The following is a 15,731-nucleotide window of genomic DNA, read 5'->3' as shown; positions in this document are numbered from 1 at the left end:
GTGCCGCGGACGGGCAAATTTGTAACAAGCTGTCGCAGCTCCCGCACCGCCGATATGCCCTGTCTTGACGGAATGCGACGACGACATCGCCCGGCTTCGATCAAGGGCAAATCCTGCCATTTGCTCTGCAAAATAGGCCGTTTGCGGCAGCCGTCCAACAATCACTGCCGCGCCGGCCTGTGCCAGAGCCGATGGCCGGCGCCGCCATCGCCGGCGACAGGCTTTTACATCTCCGGCACAAAGCTGCGACATGAGCGTCTTAACCTCCTGCCCGAAGATCACTTGCCCGGTCGAGACTATCGACGCTGACAGGAGGATATGGAATTGGCCATGGAATTATCACAGATCGCAACGCTTCGCCGCGTTCTCGAAATCTTCTGCGCCCGGCACGAACTGGAGTTCGCCGATCGAACGGCGATCATCGCCGCCCGCGAGCTCATGAAATTCGCCGACGAGGGCGAAACCGATCCCCTGGTTCTCGAGCAGCGCCTCGACGAAGCAATGCAGACTTCCGGCGGACCTATGCTGCCGGCCCAAAGGGCCGCGGCATCGATGGGCGCTTCATCGGCGCGGCAGCAATGATTGTCCGCCGTCGAAATTGTCCGGTCATCTTCCGCACCCAAAAGCCTCGTTTAAATCGGAAGGCAAACCCATGCACCTTTCCCGCCGCACCGTGTTGACATCGATGGTGGCCGCGGCCGCCGCACCCAGATGGAGCTTTGCCGCAGACGAACGACGGGCTCTGGTCGTCTATTATTCCTATACCGGCCATACCAGGGCGGTTGCCGAAAAGCTTCGTGCACTCCTGGGGGCCGAGCTCTTCGAAATCCAGATGCGCAACCCTTATCCTCTCGACATGCAGCGTGCAGCCGAGCAGTCCAAATACGAGCTGGAAACGGGAGAGCTTCCTCCCTTGCTCGATGGCCTTCCCAATCTTTCGAAATACGACCTGATCCTCGTCGGCGGCCCGGTGTGGTGGAATACCATCACGCCGCCTGTCATGAGTTTCCTCGAACGGATGGATTTTGGGGGGCGGAAGGTTGCCGCCTTCTCCACATATGTGCTGGAGCCGGCGCATTATGAAAGGAATTTTGCCGCACAGGCACGCAGCGCTTCGCTTCTACCCAGCCTGATGATCAGCGAATTCGAGGTCACGGAGAGGCTGGCGGACAAGGCCATCGCATCCTGGGCTCTCAAAAGCCTGCCGAAGGATGCGCCGCAAGCTCTCTAAGGTCGCCAACACACGCGGATTGCTCTCGCTCCACCATCCACGCATGTTGCAGCCTCTTGTCGCGATGACGCCGCATTCGCCGTGATATTCTGACGCCGCGGTATCAATGGTATTCTATGGTGCCGCAAGTCCTCCATCTGCGGAGATCCCAATGGGCGAAGCATTTCCAGCGACATCGATGCCGGACCGCGATTGGTGGACGGCACTTTGGCCCGATCCGCTGGCAACACTCCAAGCACTCGGCATCAAGCCCGGCATGACCGTCCTCGATCTTTGCTGCGGCGATGGCTACTTCACCGCACCGCTGGCAAAACTCGTTGCCGGAAAGGTCTATGCGCTCGATTTGGACGAAACCATGCTCGAAATGGCGGGGACGGAAGCCGATCGACAAGGCGTCTCCGTGCAAAAATGGATCCATGCCGATGCGCGCGACGTCGCAAAACATCTTCCCGAAAATATCAATTATGTCCTGATGGCGAACACGTTTCACGGTGTTCCCGATCAGCCTGGCCTCGTCCGCGCCGTCCATTCGGTGCTCGCTCCCAAGGGGCTTTTCGGTATCGTCAACTGGGAGACACGATCGCGCGAGGAGACCACGGTGCTCGGGCTGCCGCGCGGCCCCAAGACCGAGATGCGCATGGCGCCGGCCAAGGTCGCGGCGATTGTCGAGACCTTCGGCTTCAAGTCCCAGGCCGTGATCAAGCTGCCGCCCTATCACTACGGCGCGGTTTTCGCTGCCCTATAGCTGTGCCAAGGATGTCGCTGGGCATATTGCCAAGCCTACTGGCGGTCCCGGCCGAACGCAGGGACCGCCATATCAATCAGCTGAACGCAACAGTGCGTATCCTGCGGAGCGAGAATGCGATCAACAGGCCGGCGATCGAGGCGACGGTGCCTGCCAGAAAGACGCTGCCATAGCCGGTCCGGTCGGCCAGAAGGCCGGCAAATGGCCCGGTCAGCCCGTAGGCGAGGTCCTGAAAGGCCGAGAAGCCTCCAAGCGCGGTGCCGCGCAGATGCGGTTCCACTCGCCGGACGACCTCGCGGCCCATGGAAGGATAGATCAGTGAGCATCCGAGCCCGGTCAGAAAGGCACCCGCCAGGGCGAGCATGGGATCGGCGGCACTCCAGATCAGCAATTGGCCTACCGCTTCGACCACCAGTGACCCGAGCGCGACCGGCAAGCCACCGATACGATCAGGCAGATGGCCGAAGAGCACGCGTACCAGAACGAAGCCGACGCCGAAGGCCGTCAGGCCCAGCCCGGCATAACTCCAGCCCCGATCAAGGAAATACAGCGTGAAAAAGGCACCGATCGCGGCGAAGCCTATGCCCTGAAAACACACGACCGCCCCATGCAGCCAGACCTTGCCGACGACGGTCCAGAATGGCGGGAGTGGCGCACCGGGATGAGGCGCAACGGCGGGAACCCGCCAGATCGCCATCAGCCCTAGGAATGGCAGAACAGCGCTGATCGCCATTGTCCCGGCAAAGCCAAACCGGCTGAACAAAGCCAGACCGATCGGCCCGCCTACGGCGAGCGCTCCATAGATGGCGGCGCCGACCAGCGCCAGAACCCTGCCCGAACGAGCCGGGCCGACGACGCCAATGCCCCAGGCGATGATGCCGACGGCAACCAGACTTTCGCCCAGCCCCAAAGCCAAGCGTCCCAGAAGGAGGAGTAGAAAGGACGGCAACGGCGTGTCGGTGAGAACGCCGGCACCCAAAGCCATCAAAGCCCCCACGACATAGAATGCAAGCCCCCGCGTCACAGCCACCTTGGCGCCGCGATGGTCCGAGAGCTCGCCGGCATAGCCGCGCGTGAGGATGGTTGCCAGAAAGGCGATGCCGACGCCGAGCCCGGCCCAGACATTGCCGAGCCGCAACTGACCGCTCACATAAAGCGGCACGATCGGAAACGAGATGCCGATGCAAAGATAGGAAATGAAAAGAATGGCGCTCAGCAGCAGCAGCCGGCCGCGCGCCGGATCGGGTGTCGATTGAAAAGCCATGATAATCTCCAGGCTTTCCTCAATCGGCGAAGGCATAAAAAAACGCACTCCGACCGACGAGGATCGTTGAGTGCGTTGCTTGACGTCAAACGCTTACGGCCGGCACCGCCGGCTGCCATTCCAATAGGCGCTTGCCGCAAGCGTGTCAACATCGCGTTGACCGCGCCGGAGGCATGCTGGCCCGCCCCTCACCGAAGCCTGAGGCTTTTAAGATAGGCGCAGAACATATCCGCCATGGCATCGCCATAGGCTTCGATCTCCTGCGCAGTTTGCGTGCTTTCCGAAAGCTGCTTTCCCGTCGCGCTCAGCGTCGTGGCGATCAAGTCCGCCGCCAGGACACGGGCCGCGTCATCGACCTCCGGCAAGGCTTCGCGCATGAAGAGCTGCAGGATGCGGTCCCCGGATGACCGCGCCTCATGCGCCTCCGGCGCATCACGATAAAGCGGCGCCGCGTCGTTGAGCGCAACACGCATCGCGGCCTCCTCGCATTCGGAGCGGATGAACGCGTGGACCAGGGAGCGTAATCGGCCCAGCGGTGGCGTTGCCGTATCCTCGAGGATGCGTCGCAGCATATCCGAAGTCCGCCGCCATTCGTCACTTTGCAGGCGAAAGAGGATCGCTGCCTTGTTGGGGAAGTATTGATAGAGGGAGCCGACACTGACACCGGCCTTTTCGGCAACGCGTGCGGTGGTGAAGCGCTGAGCGCCCTCCGTTGCCAAAACCTGAGCCGCAGCACTCAGGATCGCGGAAACGAGCTCGGTCGAGCGAGCCTGCTTCGGCTGCTTTCGCGAGGAAATCCGGGCTCTTGGACGATCCGTCATATCGAGGCCTGACAATGCGAATAGGAAAGATGACGAATTAATCGTATTTTGCGCGCCATGCAAACCGAAGAACAACATGGCGATGAAAGCAGCGGGCCGGCACGCGGAGCAGTCGAAACCGACGCCCTGGCAAAGACTGTCTCGCATGTGAGCCAAAGCCTGGTGAAAGCCGCACTTGCCGGCGCGAGCGACTCCGAGCTCGTCATTCTTCTCGGCCGTGCGCTGTATGCGGTGGGTCTCGACATTTCGACGATCGAGATCGGCTGTGATGCCGTCGATCCGGAGAGGGTGCAGCATTTCATTCGTTGGCGGCGAGACGGCGAAGGCACCGAAGACAATATTCTCGGCGGTAAGATCTTCACTGCCATGCTGGAGGAGGACGCAACGGTTCTCCGCCTTGATGCTCGCAGCGGTCGCCTTGCATCCGTTCCGCAGGATAGAGCAACGGACGCCATCGCCTTTGCGAACCATCTTGCCCCCGACGTCACGCTCGGTTTCTTCGACGACGTCATGAGCCTGTTCATCACCGAGCGTCCCGGTGGGTTTTCAGCGATGGAAATAGAGCTGCTGCATCTCTTGACGCCGGTCTTCGCACTTGCCCTCGGAGCCCGATTGAATGCCGCCGCCGCGCGCGTTCTGCTGCAGACCTATCTCGGCCGCAATGCTGCAACCGCCTTGCTCGACGGCCGCGTGGGCCTTGGCGAGGTCGAGCAAATTCGGGCGATCGTGATCTATTGCGACCTCTTCCAGTTCACCTCGCTGACCGAACGACTGGACCCCCGGCCTCTCATCGACCACCTCAATCTGTTCTTCGAGACGATTACCAGGCCTGTGTCCCGCGCCGGCGGCCAGGTCTCCGGTCATGTCGGTGACGCCGTCGTCATGTTCTTCCCCGTTCCGGACGCTGCAAGCGCACGCCCGCTCTGCGCCGCCGCGGTGAAGGCCGCGCTGGAGGGGCTGCAGGCACTGGAGCGCGTCAATGCCATGCTGTCACGAAAGACGGCGCCGCCGCTGCGGGCGCGGATCGGCATCGACATCGGCGACGTCGTTCACGGCAATATCGGTTCCGCAGGCAGATTTTCGTTTACGATCATCGGCACGCCGGTAAACCGCTCGGCCCGATTGCAGGCCCTCGCCAAGGATCTGGACGCAGTTATGCTGATGACTTCGGCTCTCGCGGAGGCCGCCGGCATTCAATGCAAGTCTTTCGGCCGCCACGCTCTGAGGGGCTTCGACCATCCGGTCGACATCGTCGGTTTCGATATCTCCGGCGACCACTGAAATGCGAATGACAGCTCTCACGAGATTGCACCGGATGTGATCAGCTCTCGGATTTACTGAATATTTTCAAAAACATAAATGCATTCCACGCCAACATCGGCCGACGCGATTATGAAAAGCGACGAATTATTCGTATTTGTCGCCAACGAAAACTTCAGTCCTGAACGGAGAAAAACATGACGTCCCTGACGAACGCCCCGCTCGCACCCTTGCTCGATCGCCTGTTCGAGGAAGCCGATGCGACGTCGCCCGCGACAACTCCATCGGTCGCCGCCTACTGGGGCGGCCTTTCCAGCGAGGAACGCGCGCGTCTGGTGCGCAGCAAAACCGACTACCTCGATTTCTATGCCCGGCTGAAGGACATACCGCTCGCGGTCTCGCGCGAGGCTGGAACCTTGCTCTATATGCTGGCGCGAAGCACGGGAGCCCGCACCATCGTCGAATTCGGAACTTCCTTCGGCATCTCCACCCTTCACCTTGCGGCCGCGCTGCGGGACAATGGCGGCGGGCGTCTGATCACCACCGAATTCGAACCCTCCAAAGTGGCACGGGCGCGGGAACATCTAAAAGCCGCTGGCCTCATCGATCTCGTAGAGATCCGGGAAGGCGATGCCCTGCAGACGCTGAGCGCCGATCTGCCCGATGCTATCGACCTGTTGCTTCTCGATGGCGCCAAGGCGCTCTATCCGGACATTCTGAGGCTGGTGGAAAGCCGCCTAAGGCCGGGAGCTCTCGTGCTGGCCGACAATGCGGATTTCTGCCCCGATTACTTGGCATGGGTGCGGTCGCCGGCAAGCGGATATATGTCCGTACCGTTCGCCGAAGATATCGAACTGTCGATGCGGATCGGATGACGCCATTCACGGCGCAAGCGCGTCCCTGGAGTGCTTGCAACATCCCCTACATTCACTGCCGACTGCGGCGACGGCTTTCACATGCTCTATTGCGTTGGCGTCGCGGCCGTCACGCCGCGGTATGAACAAGCTTGAACTGCGAACGCCTGTAGAAGGCCAGCATTTCCCGCTCGAAACTTTCCACGGCCAGCACGACCCACGGCTCGTAATGGTCTCTGCGGGAGCGCATCCTGCGTCGGCCATCCGGGTCGAGCATTCCGCGCAACGCCCAATCTACCAACCCCATCCCGTCACTCTCACCCCGCCAAGGTCCCTTCACCATCCGCCTTACCGGCCTCAATCGCGTCCGACGGCATGGCCAACGCTAAATAGGTAACCCCTGATCGAAAGAAAGGTGAAGAAACGTTGTATTAAGGTTTGTAACATGGGGTTTGCCTGGGACTGTCGCATTGCGGCGACACCCGGCAGCCAATCCCGCTCCGCGGCGATCGCAAACAGGGCTGAACAAGGATGTCGGCGCCTGCTTCCATAACGATGGGATCATCTGAACATCAGGCGCGTGACGTGCCGATCGATCATCCGCGAATTCGCTTCGATCCAGCGCCAGACCATGGCCATGGCAAACATGGTCAGAAGCCACCCGAGCATGACATCCGACAGGAAATGAGCACCAAAGATCACGCGGTTGAACGCCACGAACAGCGAGCATGGTACCAGGATCACCGCAGCAATCCATCTGCGCCCCACAGGCACAAATATCAATAGGGACAGCGCCGCAGCAGCCGCGGCTGCTTCGCCGGAAGGGAAGGAACAATTGCGGGTGCACGCTGCCGAAAACTGCCACACCGGGGTAAAATCAGCTGTGCCCCCGAACTCGATCAGCTGACGAGGGCGCACGCGTCCAATCGCTACTTTTAGCGTCTGCACCACCAATAGCGGCCCGGCGGCAAAGCTCAGGAGCACGAAAAGCGGTTTGTGAGGAGGGCAGAACCGCAATCGCCGTGGCAGGAAAACATGCAGGACGATGATGACAGCCATGGTGCCGAGAATATAAGGCTGGCTTTGACGAGCAATGTCCCTCACCGCTTTCAGCCAGGGATTCTCCGCCAGCCAGAAAGCATGCCCACGTGTAAACAAGCGCGCGACCGCCAGATCGAGCTTCGGAAAGACCACAAAGACAAAGCTGGTCCAGACGATCATCATGCCGATAACAGCCAAGTCGCTATCCGGGGCTGCTCGCAACTGACGCGGCCGCACTTGACCGGAACCGGAGCTCCAAGAATTCGATGCAAATTTCCACATGCCATGTCTCCAGAGGCGGAACGGCGCCAAGCTGAAGCCCGATTGTCAAGAAATGGCGAAGATCGCATCAAGGCCGTGTTCAGAATCGACCGTCGAACGATCGGAAAGCTGTTTGGAAATTGCGGAAGCCTGCTTTGTCCGCAATAGTAAGGTTAGGGCGATAAAGCCCAACGAAAAACGGAAGAAACACAGGGCGCTAGGGTTTGGATAACAGTCTCGTTCTCATCGTCGAGGATGAACCGGCAATCGCACAGATACTCGATGGCTATCTGACGCGGGACGGCTTTCGCACGGTTCGCGCCGGCGATGGTGAAACCGCTTTGCAGCACCATGCGCTTTTGAAGCCGGACCTGGTGTTGCTGGATGTTCGCCTGCCGAAACTGGATGGCTTCGGTGTGCTCGGCCGGCTGCGCCAGGCGGGCTCAACACCGGTCATCATGGTCACCGCCGTCGCTGATGACATAGACCGCCTGAGCGGGTTGCGCCTCGGCGCCGACGACTATATCGTCAAGCCATTCAACCCGCAGGAGGTCGTTGCCCGTGTGAGAGCGGTCCTGCGCCGCACGCATGGCGATCGGGCTGATGCCATCAAGCGCTTCGGTGCGCTGGAGGTTGATTTTGGCAGCTATACCGTCTTCGTCAACAAGGACGAGCGTCGTATCGCATTGCCGCTGACACTCAGCGAATTCCGCATACTCGCCTACATGATCCGCCATCCGACCCAGGCTTTCGCGCGAGCAGATATTCTCGATGCCTGCCTGCCGGAAAGCGATGCTCTGGTGCGTACAGTCGATACCCACATCTCTAATCTCAGGCGCAAACTGGAAGAAATGGGGCAGATCGGCTTCTTTCCCGCCGTGCGCGGCATCGGCTATCGCTTTTCGGATCCGCGATGAAAAGACAGAGAATTCCCAGCGCGCCGCTTGCAACGCTCACGGCCATAGTCACCACGATCATGCTGCTGCTCAGCGTTGGCCTAACCTATCTGGGGGTCAACTGGTATGCGACCTATCTGGAGCAAGGCATCAGCGAGGCCCTGCCGCCCAAGGCCGCGGCGACCTACAAGATGCTGAGCGAAAACAAGGTTCCCGACGGAGATTCCCTTAAGCTCCTGGTCGAACACCTCATTTCGCTGACGGAACCTACGGATCTCAAGGTGCAGCTCTCCGTCCTCGTTTTCGGCCTCTTGTCGGCTCTACTCTGCGCCGTAATCGGCGTCTTCCTGGCGCGGCGGCTTGCGCGCCCGCTCGAAGATCTCACTTTCGCCGCCGAGGGCCTGAAGTCCGGCGACTTCTCCGTCCGCGTCGCAGCCTCCTATCGCAGCACGCGCGAAGTCGCGAGCCTCGTTGAAACCTTCAACGCCCTTGCGACCAGCCTGGAGACGATGGAGGAAAGATTGCGCTTCAACAACATGGCGGTTGCACATGAGCTGCGCACACCGTTGACCATCCTGCAGGGATCGCTGCAGAGCATGCTCGATGGCGTGTTTCCGATGGATCGGAAAATCATTTCCGACCTCCTCTTGCAGGTCGAAGGCCTGGGACGGGTTGTCGAGGATCTGCGCACCCTGTCGCTCGCCATCGGCCAGAAACTCGTGATGGAACGTCAGCGCATCGACGCATCCCTGCTGGTCGAGACTGTCATCGCCTCGGCAAAACCCATGCTGGAAGCCAGCAAGCTGCAGGTCGAAACTGAGCTGAAACCCGCCTGGATCTCAGCCGACTCCCCCCGCATTCGCCAAGCCGTGCTGGCGCTGCTCGAAAATGCGTGCCGCTACGCTGCCGAAGGTGGATGGCTGCGATGCGAAACCGAGCAGCTGGCGGACGATAGGATCGTCATTCGCGTTCTCGATCACGGTCGCGGATTTCCGCAGGATATGGATGCCGTCGCCGTCAACCCTTTCTGGCGCGGCGACCCCTCGCGTTCGCGGGCGACCGGCGGCACCGGGCTGGGACTATCCGTGGTGCAGGCAATCGCGGCTGCCCACGGCGGACATCTTGAATTCGCAAATCGGCCCGAGGGCGGCGCCATGGTCGCAATCCATTTGCCAGACGGTATGCCTGGAGAAACGCGCGGTTTCGGTGAGCAGGATACAGCCTCTGGACAATGCCGGCTTTGTTGAACAAGGCCACCGCGGTCGGGCCGTCAGTGGAAGAGTTCGCCGATATTGAGGAACCACGACTTTTTCTGGCTGCGCCTGTCCTCTTTCTGAATTTTCGAATGGGGGATCTGGAAGCCGTAGACGCACTCCGGTTCGCCGGAACGCTCAAGCCAGAAAGCATCGATGTTCGATAGCAGCATCGATTGCCGAGAACGCCGGCGATATTGAATCGGGTGCCTTGCCTGCGAAATGGCAAGGAAGTGCTGCATGCCTCCCTCCGCCGCCAGGCCCTGCAGCACGATCAGGATCGCCTCTTTGGGCCTGAGGCCGGCGAGATCGCGAGTTACCTCGATGATACGGTGCTTCGCGTTGCGCGGCCCCTGCATGCTCCCGACAACGAATGTATAGCGCCCCTCTACCCCTTGATTGACGAAGATGAATCTGACCGTGCAAAGAACAGCCTGATCGCTCACGCGCAGGAGTTTGATGGCGAAAGCACCCTCATGGCGGCCGCCGCTGCGGTCGGCGAGCGCAATGTGGCATGCATATGCCTCGCATTTGCCTTGCACTATGCCCATTTCCAGCCAATCACCGCGCCAGAGCCGTATCATGCTGTCTCTGGAGAGGATGGTTTCAGCAATCGAAAAATGCTCGATGAGAAGGAAGAGCCGACGGGAATTGGGCATTCCGTGGACGAGAAACTTCGAAAGCGGTTTCTGCAGCAGTTCGTCATGCGGAGGCGGTAATTCACGCGTAGCCGCGAACGCCGCGATAAAGCGCCACCAACGAATAGTCAGAAGCGGGTTTGCAGCAAAGCGGCACCAGAAGAGAAAAGCACGCTTCCAGCGCACGCGCAGGCCGAAGGTCAATATTCTCCAGATGACGATGTATCGCGATATAGGCGGTCGGGAAGCCGTTGGCGGCAACGCAGGACAAGGGGAAATCTTGGATAGGAGGCGCTCCGGCGCCGCAGCAGCTAATGTCTTTTGATTCATGCGAAAGTCCGGCGGATTTGATTTCGCCGAACCATCTGCGTTGGGATTGTCAAGGTAGCGTCAAGACAAGATCAGCCTTTCATGAGACATGCCACGAAGGGCTCCGAGCCTAAGCGATCTGGTGCGCTCCCGGGGAAACCACGAAAGGCATCAGCTTTGCGGTCTCCTCCCATTTGCATTGCGAATGATCCGACCGCGCCGATCGAGCGCCGGCGCGGTCCAGCTTGATATCAACCCAAGAAAGCGCGGATTTCGACTGCGATCTCGGCAGCGTGGGTTTCTAGAGCAAAATGGCCGGTATCAAAGAATTTGACCACCGCGTCTGGAATGTCCCGGCGATAGGCCTCAGCACCTGGCGGCAAGAAAAAGGGATCGTGCCTGCCCCAGACCGCAAGCAGACGCGGCTTGTAGGTTCTGAAATAATTCTGGAAGGTCGAATAGAGCGCGACGTTGCTTTTGTAGTCGCCGAAAAGATCGAGCTGCACCTTCTCCGAACCAGGTCGGGCCAGATAGAGACTATCGAGCGAATAGCCGTCGGGAGAGACCTTCGAGAGGTCCGGGACACCGTGCGTGTATTGCCACGCCGTCGCGTCCGGCTGAAGGAATGCCTTCAGGGCATTACGATTTTCATCGGAGGCTTCGCGCCAATAGGCTTGGATCGGATTCCAACCTTCGCTCAAGCCCTCTTCATAGGCATTGCCGTTCTGGGAGATGATCGCCGTGATCCGTTCCGGATGCTTCAACGCCAGTCGGAAGCCGGTCGGCGCACCATAATCGAAGACATAGACGGCAAAACGGTCGAAGCCAACGACTTCCGTGAAACGGTCGATCGTCTCGGCGATGCTGTCGAATGTGTTGCTGCCCTTCGGCGCGTCGGATTGCCCGAAGCCGGGTAGATCTGGGGCGATGATGTGGTAGCGATCCGCCAGAAGCGGGATGAGATCGCGGAACATGTGGCTGGAAGTCGGGAAGCCATGCAGCAGCAGAAGCTTGTCCGCGCCGGCCAAGCCCGCTTCACGGTAGAAAACCTTGACATCTTCGATATTGACGCTGCGATAGGTGATATCAGTCATCTTAAGCTCCTTTCGTAACCTATGAACATCTATTTTTTAGGTTACATCTCAGAATTCAAATGATGCCGCGGACGCGCCTGCGTTGACACCGATATCAGCGACAGACGCCATCATCAGTGCGGACAACTCGGCCCTCTGTAGTAGCATTGGCCTTCTCCCGCCAGTTGGAATAAATAACCTCTTTAATGACACTGATATGGTTACTTTTCACTTGCGTAACTTGTCAAGAGGCTTTGGAAGGGTTATATAGTCGCTATGTTTTCGAGCGGCCTTTCAGCCCCCTGTCGGCCGGAATAAGGAGCAGTCGATGGACAGCCGTTCACCCGCCATCTTCGTTGGCGACACGCTCGGACTGGATTTCCTCAATTCGGTCGCAACGCCGGTGGATGTGCCGATCGACTGGATTGACGATGGAGAGGGTCTGCTGCGCTGGCTGGAACAGGCAGGCCTAGTGCCGCGGGAAACGCTTGCCGCCATGCGCAAGCAGGCGCTGCCGGGCGGACTCGACAAAGTCGCCCACCAGGCAAGAAGCCTGCGTGAGTGGTTCAGAACTTTCGTAAACTCCCACAGGGGAAAGCCGCTGGCATCAGAGGCCTTGAACGATCTGGAACCGCTGAACCGTCTGCTGGAACGCGATGAAGGTTTTAGCCGGATTGTCACAAGAAAGCCGGGCGAAGATCGCGAACTCTGCCTTCAGCCGATGCGGAAATGGCGCTCACCGGAATCGCTGCTATTACCGATCGGCGAAGCGCTGGGACGTTTCGTCTGCACGGAAGATTTTTCCGATGTGAAGGCCTGCGAAGGCCACGCATGCACCTTGATGTTCGTTGATCATACGCGCGGGCGCCGCAGACGCTGGTGCAGCATGGCGATGTGCGGTAATCGCTCCAAGCAGGCAGCCCATCGACATCGGCTCAAGCAGAGCTGACGCCAGTCCCGCAAAAAGACAGGCGTTTTGCTGGAAACATGAATTACAGCTTGAAGCTAAGCCCAGCTCGCTCCTGCCCGATATCACCAGAGTCGAGCCGAGAACACCATTGGCTCAGGCCGGGTCTTCCCTGTGAAGATCGTGAATGGCGACGGCATCGTCGCTGAAAGGTGGCAGCAGCCAGTCGGTATGGCGCAGCGTGCGCTTGGTATCTTCGAGGCCCATGTCCCAATGCTCGCGCATCGACGTGCCGGAGAACTCATAGTCCTTGGCGTGACCTTCGTAGTTCTTGTGCTGATAGATCAGATGCACGATATTGACGACGCCGGCATCGGAATAATCCGCAATCAGCTCTTCCTCTTCCGCAGTCAACTGCTCTTTCGGAACACGCTTTAGGGCGCTCAGGAGCTTCATCTTCAGTCCGTGAATACGCTTGAAATTGTCGGTATTCTGCCGCGTGCGGCTCGAATACATGATGTCCTTGTGGCGCGACAGCACGTCCGGCATGCTGCGCGGCAGGACGCCGCGGGCACTGAAGAGATCCACCTGGAAGACGAGCGAGCTGCGGTCCTCTTCCTGATCGAGCAGATATTGCAGCGGCGTATTCGAAACGATGCCGCCGTCCCAGTAATATTCGCCTTCGATCCGGATGGACGGCAAGGCCGGCGGCAGGGCGCCGCTCGCCATGATATGCTCGGGGCCGATGCGTACTTTGTCGGTGTCGAAATAGACGAAATTACCGGTGCGGACATTCACCGCGCCGACGCTGAAGCGCTTCTTGCCATCGTTCAGCACGTCGAAGTCGATCAGCATTTCCAGCGTCTTCTTCAACTCCGCGGAATCGTAGAAGCTGGTTGCCCCCTCGGCTCCTGGCAGCTCGAACCATGGGTTGGGAAAGCGCGGCTTGAAGAAGCCGGGCTGGCCCATGGTCATCGTCATCCAGGAACTGGTGCGATTACGGATATCGCGGAAGAAATCGCCTTCCGGCGTATAGGCCCAGATCTTGCGGCCGGAAATGATCTGCCAGAACTGCTCCAGACGCTGCAATCGCCGGCCCGGCTCGTTGCCGGCGATGATCGCGGCATTGACTGCGCCGATGGAGACGCCCGAGAGCCAGGTCGGCTCGCATCCCGCTTCGGCAAGCGCCTGATAGACGCCGGCCTGATAGGCGCCGAGCGCACCGCCACCCTGGAAGACCAGGGCAACGCGATCATATTGCGCAGCTATTTCCGGGATGGTCGGCGCTACCGCCTTGATATTTCGTTCGAGCACGATCCGTCTCCAGTATGGTCTAACAATAAGGCTTCGGCTACCTGCGCTCGGCGAGATAGTCGTGAACGACTTCGCCTAGCCCGAGCGTCAGATCGGCGGTAAAATGAACCGCCGAAACCACTTCCAGCACGGGCAGTCGCGCGACGTCGGCCATGACATGCGGCCGAAGATCGAGGGCAGCCGGCGAAGTCCAGGCTTCCTTGATGGTGATATCGGTCAGATAGTAGCGCACGAGCTCGCAGATACGCGGCGTGGCATCGACATGCGGCACGATCTTGATCAGGAAATTCGGTTCCGAGAGAGCTGCTAGAAGCGGTCCCTGGTCGATCGGCTTGTGTTTGTAACCCATCGTGCCCGTGGCGCAGAGAACGCTGCCGTAATGCAGCGTGCCGACGATGACTTCGCCTTCGTTGACGATCTTCGGATTGGCAAGCTTCTTCGGAAAGCCCCAGATCTCGCGGCCGCCGGTGATCGGCGCATCGTCATCGAGATACATGGAGTGAACATAGCCGCCCTTTTGCCCGCGATAGGTAACAGGGATGACTTGTCCGGTCTCGGTGTAATCACCAAAGCCGGTGGAATCGGGCATGCGGATGAATTCGTATTTCACCAGCGGCTCGTCGATTTCGAGCGGCGCCGGCACGACCGCTTCAAGCGCCTCGCGCGTGGTGCGATAGGTGATGATGATATATTCGCGATCGAAGAACCGATAAGGCCCTGGAGGATAGGAAGGATTGGTCAGCGGCATCGCATAGGCATGCTTCAGAATGTCTTCGACCTTCATCGTATTGTCCGTCGTTGGAGGAAATCGCCGGGCGCCAGAGCGAAAACTTGCACGGTTGCATGACAGTGAAGTGTCAGCCAATGATTGGCAGCGCCGCGAGGCAAAACCGCGCTGTTATCAAAGCGACATATCAGGCTGGCAGTGTGCGCTCATCTTGAGCATTTCCCTCTACCCAACCATGTCATAGAGATTGCAGGAGTTGCATCATGGGTTCGTTGACTTCGAAGAATGCGCTGGTCACCGGTTCGACGAGCGGTATCGGGCTTGCGATCGCCCGCGCCTTTGCCGCCGAGGGCGCGAACATCACGATCAACGGCCTTGGGGACGCCGATGCGATCGAAAAGGAGCGCGCGGCGATCGAAGCCGATTTCGGCGTGAAGTGCCGCTATTCCGGCGCCAACATGATGAATGGCGAGGAAGTGACATCGATGGTGCGTGAAGCCGAGGAAGCCTTCGGCAGCCTCGATGTCCTCGTCAACAATGCCGGCATCCAGTTCGTCGCCCCGATCGAGGAGTTTCCCGACGACAAGTGGGAGGCGATTATCCGCATCAATCTGCTTGCTGCCTTCTACGCCATCAAGGCCGCCATTCCCGGCATGAAGGCGCGCAAATGGGGCCGCATCATCAATACGTCCTCGGCACATGCGCTGGTCGCCTCGCCTTTCAAATCGGCCTATGTTTCGGCCAAGCACGGCATTACCGGTCTCACCAAGACCATCGCCCTCGAAGCCGCTCAGAACGGCGTGACCGTCAACTCCATCGCGCCCGGCTATGTCTGGACGCCGCTCGTCGAAAAGCAGATCCCCGAGACCATGAAGGCGCGCAACATGACGGAAGAGCAGGTCAAGCATGACGTGCTGCTGGCCGCCCAGCCGACGAAGGAGTTCGTAACCGTCGACGAAGTCGCCGCTATCGCGGTGTTCCTGTGCAGTGACGCCGCAAAGCAGATTACCGGCACGACGCTTTCCGTCGATGGCGGCTGGACCGCCGAATAACACGGAAGCCATAGCCGGCACATGCTTGAGCACCGTGCCGGCTCTCAGCAGCCCAGGGCTGCAGCATCAACATGAAAACAGAGCA

Annotated in this window: 17 protein-coding genes; 9 read left to right on the top strand and 8 right to left on the bottom strand. The window is 59.6% G+C overall.

What is annotated here, in order from left to right:
- The first annotated feature begins 330 nt into the window (after positions 1 to 330).
- From GDN47_RS09315 to GDN47_RS09305, 3 genes are all read left to right on the top strand, one after another.
- Positions 331 to 582: a hypothetical protein gene (locus GDN47_RS09315; RefSeq protein ID WP_152093129.1), complete on the top strand. Its 252-nt coding sequence runs from the start codon at positions 331 to 333 to the stop codon at positions 580 to 582.
- Positions 583 to 652: 70 nt separating this feature from the next.
- A complete protein-coding gene (locus GDN47_RS09310; protein WP_113329543.1) occupies positions 653 to 1,231 on the top strand; it encodes a flavodoxin in 579 nt (192 codons plus the stop codon).
- 151 nt (positions 1,232 to 1,382) lie between these two features.
- Positions 1,383 to 1,976: a class I SAM-dependent methyltransferase gene (locus tag GDN47_RS09305; RefSeq protein ID WP_152093128.1), complete on the top strand. Its 594-nt coding sequence runs from the start codon at positions 1,383 to 1,385 to the stop codon at positions 1,974 to 1,976.
- A 76-nt stretch (positions 1,977 to 2,052) separates the two neighbouring features.
- Here the strand turns inward: GDN47_RS09305 and GDN47_RS09300 are convergent, their stop codons facing one another.
- On the bottom strand, positions 2,053 to 3,240 hold the full coding sequence (locus tag GDN47_RS09300) for an arabinose transporter (RefSeq protein WP_173002474.1): 1,188 nt from the start codon (positions 3,238 to 3,240) through the stop codon (positions 2,053 to 2,055).
- Positions 3,241 to 3,428: 188 nt separating this feature from the next.
- The gene (locus tag GDN47_RS09295) at positions 3,429 to 4,061 is read right to left on the bottom strand and encodes a TetR/AcrR family transcriptional regulator (protein ID WP_113351047.1); all 633 of its coding nucleotides are present in this window, start codon (positions 4,059 to 4,061) and stop codon (positions 3,429 to 3,431) included.
- Positions 4,062 to 4,118: 57 nt separating this feature from the next.
- Here GDN47_RS09295 and GDN47_RS09290 point away from each other — a divergent pair, with 57 nt between their 5' ends.
- Both GDN47_RS09290 and GDN47_RS09285 read left to right on the top strand, forming a co-directional pair.
- Positions 4,119 to 5,342: an adenylate/guanylate cyclase domain-containing protein gene (locus GDN47_RS09290; RefSeq protein ID WP_152093127.1), complete on the top strand. Its 1,224-nt coding sequence runs from the start codon at positions 4,119 to 4,121 to the stop codon at positions 5,340 to 5,342.
- A gap of 176 nt (positions 5,343 to 5,518) precedes the next feature.
- On the top strand, positions 5,519 to 6,196 hold the full coding sequence (locus tag GDN47_RS09285) for an O-methyltransferase (protein WP_113350685.1): 678 nt from the start codon (positions 5,519 to 5,521) through the stop codon (positions 6,194 to 6,196).
- 109 nt (positions 6,197 to 6,305) lie between these two features.
- On the opposite strand, the gene GDN47_RS31950 is transcribed toward GDN47_RS09285, so the two are convergent.
- Positions 6,306 to 6,482, bottom strand: coding sequence for a hypothetical protein (locus GDN47_RS31950; protein WP_162748755.1), 177 nt, complete (start codon positions 6,480 to 6,482; stop codon positions 6,306 to 6,308).
- A gap of 254 nt (positions 6,483 to 6,736) precedes the next feature.
- Positions 6,737 to 7,498: a phosphatase PAP2 family protein gene (locus GDN47_RS09280; protein WP_113329539.1), complete on the bottom strand. Its 762-nt coding sequence runs from the start codon at positions 7,496 to 7,498 to the stop codon at positions 6,737 to 6,739.
- A gap of 203 nt (positions 7,499 to 7,701) precedes the next feature.
- Here GDN47_RS09280 and GDN47_RS09275 point away from each other — a divergent pair, with 203 nt between their 5' ends.
- Both GDN47_RS09275 and GDN47_RS09270 read left to right on the top strand, forming a co-directional pair.
- On the top strand, positions 7,702 to 8,394 hold the full coding sequence (locus GDN47_RS09275) for a response regulator (protein WP_113329538.1): 693 nt from the start codon (positions 7,702 to 7,704) through the stop codon (positions 8,392 to 8,394).
- The gene (locus GDN47_RS09270) at positions 8,391 to 9,620 is read left to right on the top strand and encodes an ATP-binding protein (RefSeq protein WP_113350689.1); all 1,230 of its coding nucleotides are present in this window, start codon (positions 8,391 to 8,393) and stop codon (positions 9,618 to 9,620) included. The genes GDN47_RS09275 and GDN47_RS09270 overlap by 4 nt, the downstream gene beginning before the upstream one ends.
- 23 nt (positions 9,621 to 9,643) lie before the next feature.
- Here GDN47_RS09270 and GDN47_RS09265 read toward each other — a convergent pair whose 3' ends face one another.
- Positions 9,644 to 10,468, bottom strand: a complete 825-nt coding sequence (locus tag GDN47_RS09265; RefSeq protein WP_233789825.1) for a DUF535 family protein — start codon at positions 10,466 to 10,468, stop codon at positions 9,644 to 9,646.
- A 356-nt stretch (positions 10,469 to 10,824) separates the two neighbouring features.
- Positions 10,825 to 11,667, bottom strand: a complete 843-nt coding sequence (locus GDN47_RS09260) for an alpha/beta fold hydrolase (RefSeq protein WP_152093125.1) — start codon at positions 11,665 to 11,667, stop codon at positions 10,825 to 10,827.
- Positions 11,668 to 11,974: 307 nt separating this feature from the next.
- Here GDN47_RS09260 and GDN47_RS09255 point away from each other — a divergent pair, with 307 nt between their 5' ends.
- Positions 11,975 to 12,595, top strand: coding sequence for a CGNR zinc finger domain-containing protein (locus GDN47_RS09255; RefSeq protein ID WP_152093124.1), 621 nt, complete (start codon positions 11,975 to 11,977; stop codon positions 12,593 to 12,595).
- Positions 12,596 to 12,709: 114 nt separating this feature from the next.
- Here the strand turns inward: GDN47_RS09255 and GDN47_RS09250 are convergent, their stop codons facing one another.
- The gene (locus GDN47_RS09250; protein WP_113329533.1) at positions 12,710 to 13,867 is read right to left on the bottom strand and encodes a patatin-like phospholipase family protein; all 1,158 of its coding nucleotides are present in this window, start codon (positions 13,865 to 13,867) and stop codon (positions 12,710 to 12,712) included.
- Between the two features lie 37 nt (positions 13,868 to 13,904).
- Positions 13,905 to 14,651 carry an acetoacetate decarboxylase gene (locus GDN47_RS09245; RefSeq protein WP_113329532.1) on the bottom strand — a complete coding sequence of 249 codons (747 nt, stop codon included), beginning with the start codon at positions 14,649 to 14,651 and terminating at the stop codon, positions 13,905 to 13,907.
- A gap of 206 nt (positions 14,652 to 14,857) precedes the next feature.
- On the opposite strand from GDN47_RS09245, the gene GDN47_RS09240 reads away from it, so the two are divergent.
- A complete protein-coding gene (locus tag GDN47_RS09240) occupies positions 14,858 to 15,646 on the top strand; it encodes a 3-hydroxybutyrate dehydrogenase (RefSeq protein WP_113329531.1) in 789 nt (262 codons plus the stop codon).
- The last annotated feature ends 85 nt before the right edge of the window (positions 15,647 to 15,731 follow it).

This window comes from Martinezella dioscoreae, assembly GCF_009176305.1.
Taxonomy (GTDB): Bacteria; Pseudomonadota; Alphaproteobacteria; order Rhizobiales; family Rhizobiaceae; genus Rhizobium; species Rhizobium dioscoreae.
The sequence above is the reverse complement of the archived record's forward strand: the minus strand, read 5'-3'. Positions and strand labels throughout refer to the sequence as shown.